General features: G+C 74.1%; 18 protein-coding genes and 2 pseudogenes. 16 read left to right on the forward strand and 4 right to left on the reverse strand.

From position 1 onward, the window contains the following. Positions 1 to 70: 70 nt before the first annotated feature. The 4 genes from ACE7GA_RS03885 to ACE7GA_RS03900 all read left to right on the forward strand — a co-directional run bounded on the left by ACE7GA_RS03885 (position 71) and on the right by ACE7GA_RS03900 (position 4546). Positions 71 to 1069 (forward strand): sialic acid TRAP transporter substrate-binding protein SiaP, encoded by a 999-nt coding sequence (locus ACE7GA_RS03885; protein WP_376095897.1) that lies wholly within the window; start codon positions 71 to 73, stop codon positions 1067 to 1069. Further along, a complete protein-coding gene (locus ACE7GA_RS03890; protein WP_376095900.1) occupies positions 1069 to 1662 on the forward strand; it encodes a TRAP transporter small permease in 594 nt (197 codons plus the stop codon). The genes ACE7GA_RS03885 and ACE7GA_RS03890 overlap by 1 nt, the downstream gene beginning before the upstream one ends. After that, on the forward strand, positions 1659 to 2936 hold the full coding sequence (locus tag ACE7GA_RS03895) for a TRAP transporter large permease (protein WP_376095903.1): 1278 nt from the start codon (positions 1659 to 1661) through the stop codon (positions 2934 to 2936). The genes ACE7GA_RS03890 and ACE7GA_RS03895 overlap by 4 nt, the downstream gene beginning before the upstream one ends. 77 nt (positions 2937 to 3013) lie before the next feature. After that, positions 3014 to 4546, forward strand: coding sequence for an ABC transporter substrate-binding protein (locus ACE7GA_RS03900; RefSeq protein ID WP_376095906.1), 1533 nt, complete (start codon positions 3014 to 3016; stop codon positions 4544 to 4546). 164 nt (positions 4547 to 4710) lie between these two features. Here the strand turns inward: ACE7GA_RS03900 and ftrA are convergent, their stop codons facing one another. Continuing rightward, the gene (gene ftrA / locus ACE7GA_RS03905; RefSeq protein ID WP_376095909.1) at positions 4711 to 5772 is read right to left on the reverse strand and encodes a transcriptional regulator FtrA; all 1062 of its coding nucleotides are present in this window, start codon (positions 5770 to 5772) and stop codon (positions 4711 to 4713) included. Between the two features lie 91 nt (positions 5773 to 5863). Here ftrA and ACE7GA_RS03910 point away from each other — a divergent pair, with 91 nt between their 5' ends. Then, positions 5864 to 6274 carry a rhodanese-like domain-containing protein gene (locus ACE7GA_RS03910; RefSeq protein WP_376095912.1) on the forward strand — a complete coding sequence of 137 codons (411 nt, stop codon included), beginning with the start codon at positions 5864 to 5866 and terminating at the stop codon, positions 6272 to 6274. A gap of 3 nt (positions 6275 to 6277) precedes the next feature. Here ACE7GA_RS03910 and ACE7GA_RS03915 read toward each other — a convergent pair. The 3 genes and pseudogenes from ACE7GA_RS03915 to ACE7GA_RS03925 all read right to left on the reverse strand — a co-directional run bounded on the left by ACE7GA_RS03915 (position 6278) and on the right by ACE7GA_RS03925 (position 9691). After that, a pseudogene (locus ACE7GA_RS03915) lies at positions 6278 to 7923 on the reverse strand (diguanylate cyclase). Between the two features lie 71 nt (positions 7924 to 7994). Further along, a pseudogene (locus tag ACE7GA_RS03920) lies at positions 7995 to 8515 on the reverse strand (biotin transporter BioY). Positions 8516 to 8578: 63 nt separating this feature from the next. Continuing rightward, a complete protein-coding gene (locus tag ACE7GA_RS03925) occupies positions 8579 to 9691 on the reverse strand; it encodes an A/G-specific adenine glycosylase (protein ID WP_376095915.1) in 1113 nt (370 codons plus the stop codon). Here ACE7GA_RS03925 and ACE7GA_RS03930 point away from each other — a divergent pair. The 11 genes from ACE7GA_RS03930 to ACE7GA_RS03980 all read left to right on the forward strand — a co-directional run bounded on the left by ACE7GA_RS03930 (position 9690) and on the right by ACE7GA_RS03980 (position 20471). Continuing rightward, complete coding sequence (locus ACE7GA_RS03930) at positions 9690 to 10256, forward strand: DciA family protein (RefSeq protein ID WP_376095918.1); 567 nt, start codon at positions 9690 to 9692, stop codon at positions 10254 to 10256. The genes ACE7GA_RS03925 and ACE7GA_RS03930 overlap by 2 nt on opposite strands. After that, positions 10253 to 10894 carry a DsbA family protein gene (locus tag ACE7GA_RS03935; protein ID WP_376095921.1) on the forward strand — a complete coding sequence of 214 codons (642 nt, stop codon included), beginning with the start codon at positions 10253 to 10255 and terminating at the stop codon, positions 10892 to 10894. Before ACE7GA_RS03930 ends, ACE7GA_RS03935 begins: the two co-directional genes overlap by 4 nt. A 277-nt stretch (positions 10895 to 11171) precedes the next feature. Continuing rightward, on the forward strand, positions 11172 to 11651 hold the full coding sequence (locus ACE7GA_RS03940; protein WP_376100087.1) for an AAA family ATPase: 480 nt from the start codon (positions 11172 to 11174) through the stop codon (positions 11649 to 11651). Then, positions 11591 to 12937: a hypothetical protein gene (locus ACE7GA_RS03945; RefSeq protein ID WP_376095924.1), complete on the forward strand. Its 1347-nt coding sequence runs from the start codon at positions 11591 to 11593 to the stop codon at positions 12935 to 12937. Before ACE7GA_RS03940 ends, ACE7GA_RS03945 begins: the two co-directional genes overlap by 61 nt. Further along, positions 12934 to 15111, forward strand: a complete 2178-nt coding sequence (locus tag ACE7GA_RS03950; protein ID WP_376095927.1) for a hypothetical protein — start codon at positions 12934 to 12936, stop codon at positions 15109 to 15111. The genes ACE7GA_RS03945 and ACE7GA_RS03950 overlap by 4 nt, the downstream gene beginning before the upstream one ends. Before the next feature lie 17 nt (positions 15112 to 15128). Then, positions 15129 to 16295 (forward strand): YeeE/YedE thiosulfate transporter family protein, encoded by a 1167-nt coding sequence (locus ACE7GA_RS03955; protein ID WP_376095930.1) that lies wholly within the window; start codon positions 15129 to 15131, stop codon positions 16293 to 16295. 72 nt (positions 16296 to 16367) lie between these two features. Next, on the forward strand, positions 16368 to 16649 hold the full coding sequence (locus ACE7GA_RS03960; RefSeq protein ID WP_376095933.1) for a c-type cytochrome: 282 nt from the start codon (positions 16368 to 16370) through the stop codon (positions 16647 to 16649). An 11-nt stretch (positions 16650 to 16660) separates the two neighbouring features. Next, positions 16661 to 17947, forward strand: a complete 1287-nt coding sequence (locus ACE7GA_RS03965; protein ID WP_376095936.1) for an FCSD flavin-binding domain-containing protein — start codon at positions 16661 to 16663, stop codon at positions 17945 to 17947. Continuing rightward, positions 17947 to 18375, forward strand: a complete 429-nt coding sequence (locus ACE7GA_RS03970) for a thiosulfate oxidation carrier protein SoxY (RefSeq protein WP_376095939.1) — start codon at positions 17947 to 17949, stop codon at positions 18373 to 18375. The genes ACE7GA_RS03965 and ACE7GA_RS03970 overlap by 1 nt, the downstream gene beginning before the upstream one ends. Beyond that, the gene (locus tag ACE7GA_RS03975; protein ID WP_376095942.1) at positions 18372 to 18701 is read left to right on the forward strand and encodes a thiosulfate oxidation carrier complex protein SoxZ; all 330 of its coding nucleotides are present in this window, start codon (positions 18372 to 18374) and stop codon (positions 18699 to 18701) included. The genes ACE7GA_RS03970 and ACE7GA_RS03975 overlap by 4 nt, the downstream gene beginning before the upstream one ends. Positions 18702 to 18764: 63 nt before the next feature. After that, complete coding sequence (locus tag ACE7GA_RS03980; RefSeq protein ID WP_376095945.1) at positions 18765 to 20471, forward strand: HAD-IIB family hydrolase; 1707 nt, start codon at positions 18765 to 18767, stop codon at positions 20469 to 20471. Positions 20472 to 20561: the final 90 nt, after the last annotated feature.

Raw genomic sequence — 20561 nt, forward strand, 5'->3', positions numbered from 1 at the left:
CTTGCGGCACCAGGACCCGTCGGGCAGGCTCCCGGCAACCAAAACGATATTCTACCGGGAGAACACGACCATGAATCGCCGCCAACTGCTCGGTGCCGCGCTCGCGACGCCGCTCGCCGCGCCCTTCGTCTCCAACCCCGCCGTCGCGCAGGGCACGCGCCTGCGGTGGGGCCACGTGTACGAGACGAACGAAGCCTATCACACCCAGGCCCTCTGGGCCGCGGAGCGGATCAAGGAACGGACAGCCGGCCGCTGGAACATCGAGATCTTCCCCTCCTCCTCCCTCGGCAACGAGCCGACGATCAACCAGGGCCTCGCGCTCGGCACGGTGGACATGATCTACACCGGCGTCGCCTTCGCCGGCGCCACCTACCGGCCGCTTTCGATCTCCAACGCGCCCTACGTGCTGCGGGATTTCGACCACTTCCAGGCCTACCGGACGTCCGACCTGCTGCGTGACCTGATCGGCGGGTACAACCGGCAGACCAACCACCAGGCGCTTGCGCTGAACTACTACGGCGAACGGCACCTCACCGCGAACAAGGCGATCAACCGGCCCGAGGACATGCGGGGCATGAAGCTCCGCGTGCCGCAGGCACCGCTGTTCCTGATGTTCACGCGCAGTGTCGGCGCCAACGCGACGCCGATCGCCTTCGCGGAAGTCTACCTCGCGCTGCAGCAGGGCACCGTGGACGGGCAGGAGAATCCGCTGCCCACCATCCAGGCCAAGAAATTCTACGAGGTGCAGAGCCACATCATGCTCTCCGCCCACATCACGGAAAGCCTGCTGACGATCGTCGGCGGCGCGACCTGGCGCCGCCTCTCCGACGCGGACAAGGGCGTCTTCGCGGAAGTCCTGCGCGAGGCGTCGGACAAGGTCACGAACGAGATCCGGCAGCAGGAACTCGTCCTGCCCGACTGGTTCCGGCAGCAGGGCAAGACCGTCCTCACGCCGGATCGCGCGGCGTTCCGGGCGGCTGCCGTGCCGCTGCACAACGACACCGCCGCAGGCGCAGGCTGGACCCGGGAACAGTACGACCGCCTCCAGGCCATCGGCCCCCGTACCTGATGCCTGACGTGCACGAGACGAGGGCCGCGCCGTCGCGCGAGGACGCCGAACAGACCTTCGCCCATCTTGCGGCCGAGGAAGGCAACCAGCCGGAGCCGCCGATCGAGGCGGCGCCGGAAGACTGGCTCGCCTTCGGCCTGTTCTGGATCCTGTCCGTCACCGTCTTCGTGCAGTTCTTCACGCGCTACGTGCTGAACAGCAGCCTCTCCTGGACCGAGGAGATCGCGCAGTACATGCTGATGGTGCTCGCCTTCCTCGGCAGCGCCATCGCCGCGCGGCGCGGCACCCATATCGCGGTCGAGTTCCTTTTCGCCGCCCTCCCCGTCCGCGCCCGCCGCTACGCGCGCCTCGCCGCCGCGGGCGTCGCGATGGCGTTCTACGGCATCCTGTCCTTCCTCGCCTGGCAGGTGTCGGAGGCCATGGCCTTCCAACCGATGGTCGTCTTCCCCGACATTCCGCTATCCTACGTATACTGGGGCATCCTGTTCGGCCTGGTCCTCACGACCCTCCGCTCCGCCCAGGCGGCGGCCCAACGCTTCGCCGCCGGCGAGCCCGAGACCCCCGCCGACCCCTCCCTGGAAGCGCGCGTGTGACCGCACTCCTCTTCTTCGCCTTCATCGGGCTGCTGCTCGTCGGCGTGCCCGTAGCGGTCGCGCTCGGGGGCGCGTCCCTCATCTACGTCTGGGCGGATGGCGCCCTGCCGCCGCTCGTCGTCCTGCACCGGATGGCGGCGGGCGTGGATTCCTTCCCGCTGCTCGCCATTCCCTTCTTCATCATGGCGGGTTCGCTCATGAACTCCGCCGGCATCACGGAACGCATCTACTCCTTCGCCGTCGCCCTCGTCGGCTGGCTTCGCGGGGGCCTGGGCCACGTCAACGTCGTGGGCTCCGTCATCTTCGCGGGAATGTCAGGCACGGCCGTCGCCGACGCTGGCGGCCTCGGCAACATCGAGATCAAGGCGATGAGGGAGCATGGCTACCCCCTGCCCTTCGCCGTCGGCCTCACCGGCGCATCGGCCACCATCGGCCCGATCATCCCGCCCTCCCTCCCGATGGTGATCTTCGGCGTCGTCGCCAACGCCTCCATCGGCCAGCTCTTCGCAGCGGGGCTGATCCCCGGCTTGCTGATGGCAGCGACGCTGATGGCCTGGGTCGCCATCGTCGCGCGCCGCCAGGGCTTCCAGCGCGACGCCACCTTCTCGATCCCCAAGCTCGGCCATGCCTTCAAGCGCGCCTTCCTGCCGCTGATGACGCCCGTCCTGCTGGTCGGGGGCATGACCACCGGCGCCTTCACGCCCACGGAGGCCGCCGTCGCCGCGACCTTCTACGCCCTCTTCCTCGGCGTCGTGGTGTACCGTTCCCTCACATGGCGCGGTTTCGTCCGCGTCTCGATGGAAACCATCGAGACGACGGCCATCGTCCTCCTCATCGTCGCGGCATCCTCGATCTTCGGTTGGCTCGTCACGACGACGCGCATCACCGACGGCGTGGCGTCCTTCGTTCTCTCGATCACGGAGAACAAGTGGATGGTGCTGCTGCTGGTGAACATCCTGCTGCTGATCGTCGGCTGCTTCCTGGAGACCATCGCTGCCATCACCATCCTCACGCCCGTCCTGATGCCGCTGATGATCCAGATCGGCGTGGACCCCGTGCATTTCGGGCTGATCATGGTGCTGAACCTGATGATCGGCCTGCTCACGCCGCCGGTCGGGATGGTCCTCTACATCCTGGCACGTGTCTCCGGCCTGACCTTCGAGGAGACGACGAAGGCCTGCAGCCCCTTCCTCATTCCGCTCTTCGTCTGCCTGGCGCTGGTGACCTTCTGGCCGCAGATGGTGCTGTGGTTGCCGACGCTGATGTACCGATGAAGCACCGCCCGGCGCGGTAGCGTCCCCGGCCGGTTCCTGCCACGCTGCAGCCATCGCCGCGATGGAAGGAATCCGCGATGCGCGCCCTGCGCCACCTCGCCCTCGCCCTGATGCTCGCCGCCACGCCGGCGCTGGCGCAGAACCTCCGCATCGGCATCCAGTCCCCGCCGAGCACGCTCGACCCGCACTGGCTGCTGAACCTTTCCAACACCGGCGCCCTGCGGAACATCTACGACACCCTCGTCGCCCGCGACGCCGGGATGCAACTGCGCCCCGGCCTCGCCGAATCCTGGCGCGTGGTGGACGACACGACCTGGGAGTTCCGTCTCCGCCCCGGCGTGCGCTTCCACGACGGCGCGCCGCTGACTTCCGCCGACGTCGCGGCCTCCTTCCAGCGCGTGCCGAACGTGCCGGGCAATCCGAATCCCTATACGATCTACCTCGCCGGTGTGACGGGCGTGGAGGTCGTGGACGACCTGACCTTCCGCATCCGCACCACCGGCCCGTCCCCGATCCTGCTGACGAACTTGACGCAGATCTTCATCATCCCCCGCTCCGTCGCCGCGAAGGGCAACGCCGAATTCAACTCCGGCGAGGCCGCCATCGGCACCGGCCCCTTCCGCGTCGCGTCCTGGTCCACCAACGCCCCGCTCGCCATGCGCCGCAACGACGCCTGGTGGGGCGGCCGCGTGCCCTGGGAGACCGCAAGCCTCGTCCCCATCCCGAATGACTCCGCCCGCATCGCTGCCCTCCTCGCAGGCGACGTGGAGTTCATCAACAACGTGCCGCTGCAGGACGCCCCGCGGATCCAGGCCGACCGCCGCTTCTCGCTGTTCGCCGGCCCCTCGATCTACGCCGTGAACATCTACCCCGACGTCGAACGCCCGAACCCGCCCGGCGTGGATGCCGGCGGCGCCAACCCCTTCGCCGATACCCGCATCCGCCGCGCCCTCTCCCTCGCCCTGAACCGCGACGGCATCGCGCGCCAGATCATGGAAGGCTTCGCCGACCCAACCGACCTCGCCGCCCCGCCCTTCATCTTCGGCTCCATCCCCGACCGCCCGGTCCCCGCGCAGGATCTCAACGCCGCCCGCGCCCTGCTGGCCGAAGCCGGCTTCCCGCAGGGCTTCGGGGTCAACCTGTTCTGCTCCCCCAACCGCACGCCCCGCATCTGCCAGGCGGTCGCCGCGGCGTGGACCCGCGTCGGCGTGCGCACCACGGTCGAGGTCGTGCCCCAGGCCACCTTCCTCACCCGCCGCAACCGCCGGGAATACGGCGTCTTCCTCTCCGTCTTCGGCTCTCTGACCGGCGAGACCTCCTACCTCCTCGGCTCCCAACTCCACTCCGTCGGCACCGTCCCCGGCCTCGGCACGCTGAACTTCACCGGCCTGGGCACCCAGGCGACCGACGCCCTCATCCAGCGGGCCCGCGCCACGCTCGACGACACGGAACGCGCACGCCAGCTCCGCGCCCTGATGCAGCAAGTCGCGGACGAGAACCTGATCATCGGCGTCGGGCTGCTCCGTTCCGTCAACGCCGGCACGGCCAACCTCGCCACGCGCGCCCGCGCCGACGAAGAGGTCCTGGCCGTCGAGATCGCGCCGCGATGAGGATGCGCTGGGTGGCCCCGGAGGAAGGCGCTGCCTTCCTCCGGGCCTCCATCCGCCAGGGGACGCGTCCCCCGGACCCCACTCTGTGAACCCCCTCGTGTGAAGGTTGGCTCGCAGGCGGCGCAAGCGCGCCTGCGAGCCAACCTTCACACGAGAGCATATTTCTACGGAACGCGGTCCAGGCGGCCGTCGCCCCTTGGTGGGTGGAGGGTCCGGGAGGAGGGCAACGCCCTCCCCCCGGGACAACCAGCCCCATCCCCGCCGAAGCGCGCCCGGTACGCCGACGGTGGAATCCCCAACATCCCCCGAAAATGCAGCCGCAGTGTCGCCGCGCTCGCGAAGCCACTGGCCGCCGCCACTTCCTCCACCGGCGCCCGCGTCGTCTCCAGCAACTCCCGCGCGCGCCGGACCCTTTCGTCCAGCAGCCAGGCCGCGGGCGTCGCCCCCGTCGTCTCCCGGAAGCGGCGGATGAAGGTTCGCCGGCTCATTCCCGCGGCCCCGGCCATCCGCTCCACCGTCCAGTCCTCCGCCGGCGCCGCCCGCATCCGGTCGAGCAGAGGAGACAGGCGCGAGCCCTCGTGATCCCGCGGCACCGGGCGCTCCACGAACTGCGCCTGCCCGCCATCCCGGTGCGGCGGCACGACGAGCCGTCGCGCCACGCTGTTCGCCGCCGCCGCGCCGTGGTCGCGCCGGATCAAGTGCAGGCACAGGTCGATCCCCGCCGCGCTGCCCGCGGCCGTCATCACCTGACCCTCATCCACGTAGAGCACGTCGGGAACGACGGTGATCCGCGGGTGCCGCGCCCGCAGCGCCTCCGCGTAACGCCAATGCGTCGCGGCGCGCCCGCCATCCAGCAGCCCCGTCGCCGCCAGCACGAAGGCGCCGGAACAGAGCGACAGCAGCCGTGCCCCGCGCCCATGCGCGGCCCGCAACGCCGCCAGCAGGGGCTCGGGCACCGGCGCGTCCACGCCGCGCCACCCCGGCACGACGATCGTCCCGGCCCGCGCGATCAGGTCCAGCCCACCATCGGCCAGCACGCGCACGCCGCCCGTGGCGCGCAGCGGCCCATCCTCCACCGCCGCGACGGCGAAGCGGTACCATCCCGGCCCCATCTCCGGCCGCGGCAGGCCGAAGACCTCCACCGCCACCCCGAACTCGAAGGTGCAGAGCTCGTCATAGGCCAGCGCGACGACGAGCGGATCGGGAGGCGGGGCCGGGTTTGGCACGAACCTGACGATAGCCGTCACTCGTGCCACTCACCAGCCGCCCGCGCCCCGTCGCACCATCTTTCCCGCCCCAGAGAGGAGGGAACAGAAAATGCCGAACCCCGTCACGGAGATCGCGCCCGCGCCGGCCGAGGCCGCCATGCTCCACTTCCGCCGCATGCTCGCCCTGGAGACGGATTGCAACGACGTCCACACCGCGTTGCGCGGCGACGATCCGGGCTTCGTCCTGCTCGACGTGCGCGGCCCCAAGGCCCACGCGCGCGGCCACGTCCCCGGCGCGATCAACCTGCCGCGCCGCGAGATCGGCGTGGAACGGATGGCGGCCTGGCCGCCCGGCACGCTCTTCGTCGTCTACTGCGCCGGCCCGCACTGCAACGGCGCCGACAAGGCCGCGGTGCGCATCGCCGAGCTCGGCCGAAGCGTGAAGGTCATGCGCGGGGGGATGACGGGCTGGCGGGACGAGGACTTCCCCGTCCGCTCGGACGAGGCGGCGCCCGCCTGAGCGTCACGCCGGCACGTCCTCGGCCGCCACGACGCGGTTCCGCCCGCCCGTCTTCGCCCGGTAGAGCGCCGCGTCGGCCGCGGCGACCAGCCCCTCGGGGCCCGCCATGCCGCGCCCCGGCATGGCCGAAGCGACGCCGAGGGAGAGGGTCACGACTCCGCCGGGGCTGTCCGCACGGGGAATACCCGCTTCCTCGACCAGCCGGCGCAGGCGCTCCGCAACGTGCCGGGCCCCTTCGGCGCCCGTGTTCGGCAGGATGATGGCGAATTCCTCCCCCCGTAGCGGGCGGGCTGGTCGTGCGGCCGGCGCGCGACCGCCTGGATGGACGTCGCGATCGCCCGCAGGCAGGCGTCACCCGCCGGATGCCCGTAGCGGTCGTTGAACGCCTTGAACCGATCGGCGTCGATCAGGACGAGCGACAGCAGGGTTCCCGCCCGGGACGCGCCACGCCATTCGCGCGCCAGCGACGCGTCGAAGTGCCGCCGGTTGAACAGCCCGGTCAGCCCGTCGGTCGCCGCGATGGTCTCGAGATGCGACAGGGCCTCCAGCAGCCGCGCCTCCGTCCTCTCCCGCGCCGCCTCGGCGGTGGACAGCGCGCGGTGAAGCGCCAGCACCTCCGGCGCGGCACCGGGGTCGGGGGCCGCGTCCGTCAGCCGCCGGCCATCGCGCAGCGCCACGGCCATGGCGCCGATTCCCCGCAGCAGCACCGAATGCCCGAACCAGAACGCCAGGGCCGTCGCCAGCACGACGGCCAGCAGCACCGCGCCGTAGGCGATCGCCGCATCCTGACGCATCGGCGCGAGCACCGCTTCCTCGTCGCGGGCCACCGCCACGACGGCGTCGCTGTCCGGCAGGCGCGCGAAGGCGACGAAGCGGCGCCCGCCATCGAGCATCTCCGCCCGCAGGGTGCCCTCGCCCCGCGCCAGCATTGCCACCACCATCGGATGGTCCGCGTAGGACGCGCCGATCATGTCCGGCCGCGGCGGGTTGCGTCCGATGACGCGGCCCGCCCCGTCCACCAGCATCGCGACGTCGAGGTCGGCGTCCGGCCCCGCGCCGGCCGCCAGCCGGCCGACCCAGTCGAGGTTGAGCGCCGCGACGAGCACGGCCGTCACCGTCCCGTCCGCCGCCAGCACCGGCAGCGCCGCGACGACCGCGAGCGAGCCTTGCCCGTTGCGCGCGACCACCAGGTCCGAGACGACGAAGCGGCGCGTCTCCAGCGCCCGCCGGAAATAGGCGCGGTCCGCGATGTTCTGCCGGCGTATCCCGGACGCCGAGGCGCAGACGAAGCTCCCGTCCGGCCGCACGATCCCCATCCCCCGGGACCGGCGGGAAGCGGAATCGATGGACTCGAGCGCCGCGTAGCAGGCCGGCCCGCCTTCCGCGACGCCGGGCATGCCCGACAGGGCCTCCAGCACGGCGCGCGCCTGGCCGATCCGCGTCCCCTCCTCCCGCGCGAAGGCGCGGGCGGCGGCGAGCAGGCCCGCCTCCTCGGCCGCCACGCGCGTGGCGATCCCGCGATCGATGAGCACGGAGATCACCGCCGCCGGCAGGGCGAGCGCCAGGAACACGAGAGCGAGGAGGCGCCCCCGCAACCCGCCGAAGGCCTCCCGCAGCGGCGGCGCGGAGCGCCTCCCCTCCCCCGGCATGTTCCCCCTCCCGCCTCGGCGTCGCGCGGGGGCACCATCGGCCGGGAGGGGTTAACCCCGCGTTTCGCGCCTCACCCCCGCCGAAGGGCGCGGAGCGTCGCGAAGGCCAGCGCCGTCTTCACCGCCGTCCCCGGCACGAAAACGAGGAAGCCGGCCTGCCAGGCCCGCTCCCACCCCACGACGGTCGCGAGCCAGGCGACGCCCGGCACGAAGATCACGAGGTGCGCCGCCGCCAGCACCACCGCCTGCCGCACCGCGCCCCGCCCTGCCTGCCCCGCGATCCAGGCCGCGGCGAGGAAGCCGAGGAGGTAGCCCGCCGTCGGCCCCGCGAGCGCCGCGGGCCCCCCGCGCCGTTCGCGAGCACCGGCAGCCCCAGCGCCGCCTCCCCGAGGTAGAGCGCGACCGAGGCCACCCCCATCCGCGACCCGCCGAGCGCCCCGAGCAGCAGCACCGCGAGCGTCTGGAGCGTCGCCGGCACCGGCCACATCGGCAGCGCGACCTGCGCCGAGGCCGCGAGGACGGCCGAGCCAAGCAGCGCGAGCGACCAGAAGCGCAGGGCCGGCTGGGCGGCGAGGCGGGCGATAGGGGTCATGACGGTCTCCGGATCCGGGCGCCCGCTTGCCACCCGCCCCACCTGCGATCAAGCCGCCCGCGATCAACCCGCCCGCGGCCGGCGGCGGCCCGGGGCCGACCCGCCGCCGGCCGCCGCGGGCGCCGCCGCATCCGCCAGGGCCAGGAGCCGCCTCATGAGCGTCGGCAGGGCGACCCGCGCCGCTGCGGCCTCCATCCACAGGAACCCCTCGGGCGCCGGGCCGGCCGGGACCTCGGCGGCCATCAGCCGCATGTCCACGTCCATGTGCGTGAACCCGTGCCGCGCCGTGCCGGGCAGCGCCCGCCAGGCCAGGCCGGGAAGCGGCGCGTGCTCCATCGCCGCATCATCGTCCGGCGGCGCCCCGGTCCAGGGCGTGCCGGGGATCTCCAGCATGCCGCCGAGCAGGCCCGTGGGCGGCCGATGCCGCAGCAGCATCCGCCCCGCCGGATCGCGCGCGAGGAAATGCGTGCCGTAGCGTTGCCCGCGTGCCGTCTTCGGCGCCTTCACGGGCAGGCCGTCCTGGATGCCCGACCGCTGCGCCTCGCAGTCACCGCGCCAGGGGCAGAGGGCGCAGGCCGGGCGACGCGGCGTGCAGATCGTGGCGCCGAGGTCGAACAGCGCCTGCGCGAAATCGCCGGGGCGGCCGCGCGCCGCCCCCTGCTCCATGAAGCGCGCCGCGGCGGGCGCGATGATCCGCCGCGCCCCGGGCAGCGCTTCGCGGATCGCGAGAACCCTGGACACCACCCGCTCCACGTTCCCGTCCACCGGCACCGTCGGCACCCCGAAGGCGATCGCCGCCACGGCGGCCGCCGTGTAGGCCCCGATTCCCGGAAGGTCGCGCAGGCCGGCCTCCGTCTCCGGGAACCCGCCGCGCCCCAGCACGGCCTTCGCCGCCGCGTGCAGGTTGCGCGCCCGGGCGTAGTAGCCGAGCCCCGCCCACTCCGCCGCGACCTCCTCCCACGGCGCCTCGGCCAGCGCCCGAACGGTCGGGAAGCGGGCGAGGAACCGCTCGTAGCGCGGCCCGACCGCGGCGACCGTCGTCTGCTGGAGCATCACCTCCGACACCCAGATGCGATAAGGGTCGCTCGCGCCCCGCCAGCCCATGCTGCGCCGGTGGCGGTCGTACCAGTCGAGCAGGGCGCCAGAGGGTGGCAGCGTGGAAGGCAGGTCGGGCATGGGTGAGGCGGAGAAGGAGGGTCCAGGCGGCACCCCGGCAAGCCCCCGGCCGAAGCCGGCCCGGCGCGTGGTCGTCTCCGCGCCGGCCGAGGACGTCCGGCGGCCCGAGCTCGGCCCCCGCCCCATCGGCAGCCTCGTCCCTCGCCTGACCCGTCCGGCCTTCAAGCGCCGGTCACCGGCCGGGGCCCTGCTGCTCTCGGACTGGGCGGAACTGGTCGGGCCGGCTATCGCCGCGGTCACCATGCCGAAGCGCCTGTCGGCCGGGACGCTCACCATCGCCTGCGCGGGGCCGGTCGCGATGGAGCTCCAGCACCTCGCCCCGCAGCTCATCCACCGGATCAACGCCGCCCTCGGCAGCGTAACGGTGGCGTCCCTGCGCTTCGTCCAGGCCCCCGCCGCCGCCCCGGCGCCCCGGCGCCCCGTGCGCCAGCCATCATCCCCGAACCCGTCCGGCAACGGATCGAGACGGTCGGTGACACAGGCTTGCGGGATGCCCTGGCAAGATTGGCCCGCGGCGTCTATCGCTCGCGCTGATCGTCCCCAGGCGGACCGGAGTTTCGCATGACCCTGCCCCGACGCACCCTCCTGCTGGCCAGCGGCGCGCTGGCCCTTCCCCTGGCCCTGCCCATGGGCATCCGGCCGGCCGCCGCGCAGGCGCCGGCCCCCGCGACGATCGACCCGAACGACCCGCGCCGCGCCGAACGGTCGGCCGGCAAGGCCGACGCGCCGGCCACCGTGATCGAATACTTCTCGATGACCTGCGGCCACTGCGCCCAGTTCCACCGGGAAGTCTGGCCCCGCGTGAAGTCGGAACTGGTCGAGACCGGGAAGGTCCGGATGGTCTGGCGCGACTTCCCGCTGGACCAGCTGGCGGTTGCCGCCCACGCCATCGCCCGCGCCCTGCCGCCGGAGCGCTACGAGGCCTTCGTGGGCGCCCTGCTCGCCTCTCAGGACCGCTGGGCCTTCGCCCAGGGCGCGGACCGGCTCGGCGAGATCGCGAAGGTCGCGGCCGTCGCCGGCATGTCGCGCCAGCAGGTCGAGGCCGCTGCGACCGACCGGGGCCTGCAGCAGATCGTGCTTGAGAACCGCCTCCAGGCCGAGCGCGAGCACCGCGTGAACTCGACGCCCACCTTCGTCTTCGGCAGCCGCACCCAGCCGGGCAGCGTGTCCTTCGAGCGCTTCAAGGAACTGGCGGGCGTCTGATGGACCGGCCCGCGGCCGACCTGCTGCCCCCGGCGGCGCTGCCGGGGAGGATGCCCGGGCCGAGCTCGCGACGACGGCCGAAACCGCCGGACCTCGATCCGAGGCCGGCGTCGAGGATGGTCCCGCCCAAGCCGGCGAGGCCGCGCCGGAGGCCCTCGCCGGCGACGAGGCTGCGAACGAGCCGGCCACAACGGTCCGGGCCCCCCGCACGGCCACGCTGTCGCGGCTCCGTCTCGCCGGCTTCAAGTCCTTCGCCGAACCCACGACGGTCGAGGTCCTGCCGGGCCTGACCGGCATCGTCGGCCCCAACGGATGCGGAAAGTCGAACGTCGTGGAGGCCCTGCGCTGGGCCATGGGCGAGAGCAACGCCCGGACCATGCGCGGCGGCGAGATGGACGACGTCATCTTCGCCGGCACCTCCACCCGCCCGGGCCGCAACCACGCGGAGGTCACGCTGTGGCTGGAGGACGCGCTGGGCCTGGCCCCGCCGCCCCATGCCGAGGCCGGCGAACTCGAGATCAGCCGCAAGATCGCGCGCGGCGAGGGCACGGGCTACCGCATCAACGGGCGCGAGGTCCGCGGGCGCGACGTGGCCACGATGTTCGCCGACATCGGCTCCGGCGCGCGGGCGTCGGGCATGGTCAGCCAGGGCAAGGTCGCCGCACTCATCGGCGCGAAGCCGGAGGGCGGCGCGCGGTGCTGGAGGAAGCCGCGGGCACCGCCGGCCTCCGCGCCCGGCGGCACGAGGCCGAGCTGAAGCTGCGCCAGGCCGAGACGAACCTCACCCGCGCCGACGACCTGCGGACCCAGTTGGAGGCGCAGCGGGAATCACTGCGGAAGCAGGCCCGCCAGGCCGCGCGGTACCGCAACCTGTCCGGCCTGATCCGCAGCGCGGAAGCCGAATGGATGGCGATCCTCGCCGCCCGGGCCGAGGCGTCGCTCATGTCGTCCCGCGCGGCGCTGGACGCCGCGCGGAAGGCGACGGGCGAGGCGGAATGGGAGGCGGAGGGCGCGACCCGCGCCGCCTTCGAGGCGGACCGCGTCCTGAACGCCGATCCGGGTGTCAGGCGGGCGGAGGCGGAAGCGCGCACCGCGTTGGAACGACGCCGCGTGGAAGGCGAGGGCCTGGCGGCCGCGGAGTCCCGCGCCCGCGCCGCCCTGACCGCGGCCGAGGTCCGGCTGAACCAGATCGTCGCCGACCTGGACGGCGCCGACCGCACGCTGCGGGACGCGGCCGAGGCCGAAGCACGCCTCGCCGGGGAAGCGACGACCCTCGCCGCCGCCCTCGCCGAGCTGCCGCGCCGGCAGGCCGAGGCCCGCGACCGCGCGGTCGAGGCGACGGAGACGGCGCGGGAGCGTGAACTTGCGGCGGAACGCGCGGCGGAAGCGGCCTCCGAGGCCGCGATCCGCGCGGGCCGCGTCGCCTCGGCCCGCGCCGCGGCCGAGACCGGTTTGCGGAGGGTCATGGGCGAGATCGCCCGCCTTGCCGCGGAGCGGGAAGAAATCGAAGGCGCCGTCCCTCCGGCCGAAGCCCGCCCCGCGGCGGAAGCCCGCCTGGCCGAGGCCGAGGCCGCCGTCGCCGGTGCCCGCTCCGCGCTGGAGGCGGCCGAGGCTGCGCGCATGGCCGCCGCCGAGGCGGAGGCCAATGCCCGCCGCGAGGCCACGGGCGCCGCAGCCGCGGAGGCCGAGGCGCGGGAGAAGGCGCGCTCGGCGGAGGTCCGGCTGAACCGGGCGACCGCCGCCCACGCGACGCTGACCCGCGACCACGACGCCGCGCTGGCCGCCTGCGTCCCCGCCGAACGGCAGGACGCGGCCCGCGCCGCCGAGACCGCCGCCGGCACCCGCCTGCGCGAGGCGACCGAAGCCCTGGCCGCCGCCGAGGCCGAGCGCGCGGAGGCCGCCGCCGCCCTGACCTCCGCCCGCGCCGCCGAGGCCGAGGCCGGCGCCACCCGCGCCCGCGCGGCCGCGGAAGCGCAAGGCCTGGCCGCACTGCTGCGCGCGGGCGAAGGCGACGGCGCGGCCTCCCCATCCTCGACGACGTGACGGTGCCGCCGGGCCTGGAAGCCGCGCTCGGCGCGGCGCTGGGCGAGGCGCTGAATGCGCCCGCCGACCCGGACCGGCATCCCGACGCCCCCTGGTACTGGCGCGCGCTGCCCGTGCTGGACCCGGCGCCGCGGTTGCCGGAGGGCGCGACGCCCTTGTCAGACCTCGTTGCCGCGCCGCCTGAACTGGCGCGCGCCCTGTCGCAGGTCGGGCTGGTCGAGGATGACGCCGCGGGGCCGGCGATGCAGGCCGCGCTGCGGCCGGGGCAGGCGCTGGTCGGGCGGACCGGCGGGCTCTGGCGCTGGGACGGGCACGGCGGGAAGCCCGGCGCCCCGAGCGCCGGGGCCGAGCGGCTGCGGCAGCGCAACCGCCTGCGGGCGCGGGAGGCCGCGCGGTCGGCGGCCGATGCACGACTCGCCACCGCGGCCGACGCGACGCGCGTGGCCGGCGCGCGGGACGCCGCCGCCACCCAGGCCGAGGCGGCCGCCCGGGCGGCGCGGCGTGAGGCCGAGGCAAGGCTTGCCGCCGCCCGGTCCGAGGCGGCGCGCCTCGCGGCGCAGGCCGCCGCGGCGGATAGCCGCCTGACCGCCCTGGCCCCCGGCCTGGAACGTGCCGCGACGGAGTTGCGGGACGCGAAGGCCGCGCTGGAAGGGGCCCGCGTGGGCCTCGCCGCGCTGCCCTCCGCCGATGCGGCGCGGGAGGCACTGCACCGCGCGACGCTGGCCCTGCGGGAATCGAACACCGCCGCCGAGGCAGCGCGCACCGCGCGGCGGGAGGCGGAGGCACGCCTGGACGCGGCGCGCGCTGCCCTGTCCTCCCTCCAGGCGCGGGGCGCGGCGGCGGAAGCACGGCTGGCGTCGCTGATCCCGCGCGAGGCCCGCCTGACGGAGGAGCGCGCGGACGCCGAGGCCCTCCGCGACGCCGCGCTCGCGGAAGACATGCCGGACGCGGACGCTGCGCGCGCCGAAGCCCAGGCCGCACGGGGCGCGCTGGCCGAGGCGCGCCAGGCCGAAGCCGATGCGCGGGCGGCCGAGGGCGTCCTCGCGGCCGAGCGCGACCGGCTGCTGGCGCGCGCCCAGGCCGTCGCGACCGAACGCGCCGATTGGGGCGAGCGCCGTGCCGCCGCCGGGGCACGCCGGGCCGAGATGGCCGCCCGCCACGACGCCGCGCGGGCCGAGGTGGACGGGGCGAGGGAGGCCCCGGACGAAGCGGCCGCGCAACTGACCGGCGCCGCGCGCGCGCTGGGCGAGGCCGAGGCCGCCCACGCCGCCGCCGCCGCGGCCCTGGCGCAAGCCGAACGCACGGCGCGCGACACCGCCGAGGCACGCCGCCTCGCCGACGCCCGCTTCGCCGCGGCCCGCGAGGCGCAGGTGCGCGCGGAGGGCGAGGCGCGCCACGCCGAGGACGAGGCCCGCGCCGTCGCGACGCGGATCATGGAGCGCCTCGGCGAGGCCGCCGAACTCCCCGCCGCGCCGGAGGACCTGTCCGACGCCGCCGAGGAGAAGGCGCGCCGCAAGGCGGAGCGCTTGGCGCGCGAGCGCGAGGAGATGGGCGCCGTCAACCTCCGGGCAGAGATCGAGATGGAGGAGGTGGAGACCCGCCTCGCCAACCTCGACCGCGAGCGCGACGAACTGGCGCAGGCCATCGCGAAGCTGCGCGGCTCCATCGGCCATCTGAACCGCGAGGGGCGGGAGCGGCTGCGCGCCGTGTTCGACCGGGTGGATTCCGGCTTCCGCGCGCTGTTCACGCGGCTCTTCGGCGGGGGGCGGGCGCATCTCGCGCTGGTCGGGTCGGACGATCCGCTGGAGGCGGGGCTGGAAATCTACGCGGAGCCGCCGGGGAAGAAGCTGTCGTCGCTGTCGTTGCTCAGCGGCGGGGAGCAGGCGCTCACGGCGCTGTCGCTCATCTTCGCCGTCTTCCGCTGCCAGCCCGCGCCGGTCTGCGTGCTGGACGAGGTCGATGCGCCGCTGGACGACGCCAACGTCGAACGCCTCTGCGACCTCCTCCAGATCATGGCGACGGAGAGCGGGACGCGCTTCCTCGTCGTCACGCACCACCCGCTGACGATGGGGCGGATGGACCGGCTCTACGGCGTGACGATGCAGGAACGCGGGGTGTCGCGGCTGCTGTCGGTGGACCTCGGCCGCGCCGTGGAGATGGTCGAGGCGGCGTAGCGCCGCCCCGGTCGGCGATGGCGGCGCGGGTTACGGCGAGCCTCCTGTTCCTGGCACTGGTCGCCGCGGCCGCCTGGCTCGGCGCAGACCAGGGCTGGCGCCACGGCGCGCTCGCCCTCGTCGGCGCGGGTCTCGGCGTCGTGCTGTTCCACGCGTCCTTCGGCTTCGCCGGGGCCTTCCGCCGGCTGCTCGGCGACGGGCGGGGCGCGGGCTTCCGCGCGCAACTCCTCATGCTCGGACTCGCGGCGGCGCTGTTCCTGCCGGTGCTGGCGGCGGGCACGGCCCTCGGCCAGCCGGTCCGGGGCTTCGTCTTCCCCGTGGGCTGGGCGCTGCTGCTCGGGGCCTTCCTCTTCGGCATCGGCATGCAGGTCGGCGGCGGCTGCGCCTCCGGCACGCTCTACACGGCGGGCGGCGGCGCCGCGCGGATGTGGATCACGCTCGCGGCCTTCGTCGCCGGCGCCACCCTCGCCGCCTGGGACGCGGAGCGGTGGTCGTCCTGGCCCGCCCTGCCCGCGCTCTCCCTCCCCGCGCAGCTCGGAACGGCGGGGGCGCTGGCCGCGACGCTCGCCCTCCTCGCCCTGGCCTGGGTGGCGTCGGCCGCGCTGGAACGGCGCCGGCACGGCGCTGCGGAACGGCTGGCCTGGCGCGGCGCGGGCTGGCGTGTGCTCCTCACCGGCCCCTGGCCCTTCGTCTGGGGCGGAGTGGCGCTCGCCCTCCTCAACGTCGCCACCCTCCTCCTCGCCGGTCGTCCCTGGGCCATCACCGCGGCCTTCCCGCTCTGGGGGTCGCTGGCCGTGGAGGCGGCAGGATGGGACGACCCTGCCTTCTGGTCCTATTGGGAGGACCCGACGAGGACGGAAGCGCTGCTGCGTCCGCTCCTCTCTGATCGCACCACCATCATGAACCTCGCCCTCATGCTCGGCGCTGCTCTGGCCGCCTTCGCCGCGGGGCGCAGCGCGGGCTGGCGCGTGCCGCGGATTGGCGAGGCGGTCGCCTCCGTCCTCGGCGGCCTGCTGCTCGGCATCGGGGCGGTGCTTGCCACGGGCTGCAACGTCTCCGCCTTCTTCGGCGGCATCGCTTCCGGCAGCCTGCACGGCTGGATCTGGATCGTGCCGGCCCTGATCGGGAACTGGGTCGGCCTGCGGCTCCGGCCCGCCTTCGGCCTGAGCCTTCATCCCCGATGAACCGGCGTGGATCGCGTAATCTTGGCGCCGCCGCGTGGTCGCGGTAGCATCGGCCGCGAAAGGAAACCCCCGATGCTCCGCGCCACGCTCCTGCTCGCCGCCCTGGCCGCGCCACCCGCGCTCGCCCAGGGCGCACCGCTCGTCGCGGAAGGCTGTCTCGGCTGCCACGGGCCGCGCGGGGCGGGCGCCACGGGCGTGCCGACGCTCGCAGGGCGCGACAAGGCCGAACTCGTCGCCCTCATGGCCGCCTTCCGCGCGAACGAGCGCCCCGCCACGATCATGAACCGGATCGTCCGCGGCTACTCCGACGCGGAACTCGCGGCGGCGGCCGAGCACTTCGCGGCGCAGCGCTGAAGGGGACGACGATGACGCAGACCACCCGCCGCGGCCTCCTCTCCGCGGGCGTCGCCGCCACCGCCTTCCTTTCGGCGCCCGCGACCGTCCGCGCGCAGACCGCGGCGCGGCTGCTGATCGTCGGCGGCGGCTTCGGCGGCGCATCCGCCGCGAACTTCGCGCGCCGTGCCCATCCGTGGCTCGACGTCACCCTCGTCGAGCCGCGCACGCGCTTCATCACCTGCCCCTACGGCAACCTCGTCCTGGCCGGCGCGAAGCAGGTCGAGGACATCACCCATTCCTACGACGGCCTGCGCGCCCGCGGCGTGCGCGTGGTCCACGACTGGGCCGAGGGCGTGGACGCCGCCGCGCGCCGCGTGCGGCTGCGCGGGGGCGAGACGCTGACCTACGACCGCCTCATCCTCTCCCCGGGCATCGCGATCCGCTACGGCGCGCTCGAGGGCTACGACGAGGCCGCCGCCGAGGTCATGCCGCATGCCTGGATCGCCGGCGACGGGGCGCAGCTCCGGCTGTTGCGCCGGCAGCTGGAAGCCATGCCGGATGGCGGCGTTGTCGGCCTGTCCATCCCGCCCAACCCGTTCCGCTGCCCGCCCGGGCCCTACGAACGGATCAGCATGATCGCGTCCTACCTCAAGCAGCATAAGCCGCGGTCGAAGATCCTGGCGCTGGACGCGAAGGAGGCGTTCAGCAAGCAAGGCCTGTTCCAGGACGCCTGGGCCGCCCTCTATCCCGGCATGGTCGAGTGGGTGCCGGGCAACCGGGACGGCAAGGTCGTCCGCGTGGACCCGCGGGAGCGCGTGCTTGAGACCGAGTTCGGCACGCGCCACAAGGTGGACGTCGCCAACGTCATCCCGCCCCAGTCCGCCGCGGGCATCGCTGTGCAGGCGGGGCTGGCGGACAGCACGGGCTGGGTCCCCGTGAACCCGCGCACCCTCGAGGCGCGGGCGGCCCAGGGCATCCACGTCATCGGCGACGCGAACATCCCCGGGCCGATGCCGAAATCGGGCTACGTCGCGAACTCCACGGCGAAGCAGGCCGTGGCCAGCGCCGCCGCCCTGCTGCGCGGCGAGGCGCCGCCCGAGCCGGTGTACTACAACACCTGCTACTCCCATGTCGGGCCGGACTACGGCATCTCCGTCGTCGGCATCTTCCGCCCGAACGCGGAGGGCACGGCGATCATCGAGGTGCCGAACTCCGGCGGCGTTTCCCCCCGCGGCAACCTGCCGGAGCAGCGGCGCCTGGAGGCGATCTACGCCGACGCCTGGTACGAGAGCATCACGAAGGACATGTTCGGCTGATGCAGCGCCGCGCCCTCCTCGCCGCCCTCTCCCTCGCCGCCCTCCCCGCCGCCGCCCTGGCGCGGGAGGAGGCGGTCGCCGCCGCGATCCGTGAAGCGGTGGGCGACGTGCCGGTCGAGGATTCGGGCATGACGCTCCGCGTGCCGGCGGTCGCGGAGAATGGCGGGCAGGTCCCGCTGACCGTGCTGGTGGACGGTCCCCAGACGGCGGCCGACCACGTCACCGCGATCCACGTCTTCGCGACGCGCAACCCGACGCCAGGCGTCGCCTCCTTCCGCCTCACGCCGCACCTCGCGCGTGCGGAGGTGCAGACGCGCATCCGGCTGGCGGAGGACCAGCGGATCGTCGTCCTCGCCGTCACGAATGATGGGCGGGTCCGCCGCGCGACCGCGGAACTGAAGGTACAGACCGGGGGCTGCGTGTCGTGAGCGGGCCCCTGTCCCTTCCCCGCATCCGCGCCCCACGCACCGCCCGGGCCGGGGAGCCGGTCGAGATCCGCACCCTCGTCGAGCACCCGATGGAGACGGGGCTGCGGGCCGACGGAACGCCCACGGGAGGCCGCAGCATGCTGACCCGCATGGCCGTCCGCGTGAACGGAGAACTCGCCCTGCAGGCCGAGCTCCGGAACGGCACCTCCGCCAACCCCTACCACGTGTTCTTTCTCCGCCTGGAACGCACGAGCGACCTGGACTTCACCTGGACCGACGAGGCCGGCCGCACCGCCCGCGCCACGACCCGCATCGCCGTGACCTGACCGCAGGGCGGGAACCCTCCGCCCCCTCCGCCGTTCCCGTTCGCGGTTCACCCGGACAGGTCCATGCACGTCATCGCGCTCGCCACCGACTATGACGGGACCGTCGCGCGGGACGGGGTGATCGGCGACGACACCGTCACGGCGCTGGAACGGCTCCGCGCCGGGGCACGAAAGGTCATCCTCGTCACGGGCCGGGAACTGCCGGACCTGCAACGGGTCTGCGACCGGCTGGACCTCTTCGACCTCGTCGTGGCGGAGAACGGGGCGCTTCTCTACGACCCGGCGACGCAGGAAGAGACGCCCCTCTCCCCGCCGCCGGACGAGCGCTTCGTCGCGCGCCTGCGGGCGGAGGGCGTGACGCCGCTTTCCGTCGGCCGGACGATCGTCGCGACCTGGCAGCCGAACGAGACAGCCGTGCTCGCCGCCATCCGCGACCTCGGGCTGGAATACCGGATCGCCTTCAACAAGGGCGCGGTCATGGTTCTGCCGGCCGAGGTCACGAAGGCCTCCGGCCTGCGCGCGGCGCTGGGGCGGCTGTGCCTCTCGCCCCTGAACGTCGCGGGCGTCGGGGATGCCGAGAACGACATCGCGCTGCTCGAGTCCTGCGGCTTCGCTGTCGCCGTTGCCAACGCGCTGGACACGGTGAAGGAACGCGCGGCCTGGGTGACGCCGGGCGAGCGGGGCGAGGGCGTCGCGCAATTGGTCGACCGCATCCTCTCCGACGATCTTCGGGGCATGGACGCGACCGCGCCGAAGCAGCGCATCGCCCTGGCACGGGAGGAGGACGGGCGGGAGATCACGGTCTTCCCGCGCCGCCAGTCGCTGCTGCTGACCGGCCATTCCGGCGGCGGCAAGTCCACCTTCACCCTTGGCGTCCTCGAACGCCTGCGGGATGCGGGCTTCCAGGCCTGCATCCTCGACCCGGAGGGCGACTACGAGGGCACGTCCCATACCGTGCAGGAAGGCGGGCCCGACGCCGCGCCCGACCCCGCGCGGATCATCGAGCTGCTGCACCGGACCGCCAACGGCGTCGTCGTGAACCTGCTCGGCGTGAAACTGGCGGACCGCCCCGCCTTCCTCGCGGCGCTGGTGCCGCAACTCATGTCGCTGCGGGCCAAGGTCGGGCGCCCGCACGTCGTCGTGGTGGACGAGGCGCATCACATGCTGCCGGCGGACTGGGACCCCGGCGCCGCGAACATGCCGCCGGAGTTGCACGGGTTCCTCTTCATCACGATGCGGCCGGAACTGCTGCCGCGCCGGCTGCTGGACACGGTGGACACCTTCCTCATCGTGGGCGCGGAGCCGCTGGAATCCGCACGCTCCTTCTGCGCCGCGCGCGGCCTGGAACCGCCGGCCGAGGCCCCGCCGATCGCGACGGGCCAGGCCCTGATGTTCCGCACGGACCAGCCGGGGACGATCCGCCGCGTCGGGGTCATCCCTGGCATCGGCTCCCGCCGCCGCCACATCCGCAAATACGCCGAAGGCAAGCTCGGCGAGGAGAGCGTGTTCTACTACCGAGGACCGGATGACAGGCTGCGCCTGCGCGTCCACAACCTCGTCCTCTTCATCCAGATGGGCGACGGCGTGGACGAGGCGACCTGGGAACACCACCGCCGCCGCGGCGACTATTCGGACTGGATGCGGCGCTGCGTGAAGGATTCCGACCTGGCCGAGGAGGTCGCGTCCATCGAGGCGTCCGACCTGCCCTTCTCGACGGCGCGGGAGCGGGTGCACGCGGCGGTCGAGCGGCGATACACCGCGCCGGGATGAGGCCCGTTCCGCCTTCACGCATGGCTGATCCGGCCGGGCGCGGGGCCCGTTCCGCCTTGGTGGCTCCGTCGGACAGGCCTACCTAGTCCC

Origin of the sequence: Roseomonas sp. CCTCC AB2023176 (assembly GCF_042259275.1) — a bacterium.
Classification (GTDB): domain Bacteria; phylum Pseudomonadota; class Alphaproteobacteria; order Acetobacterales; family Acetobacteraceae; genus Roseomonas.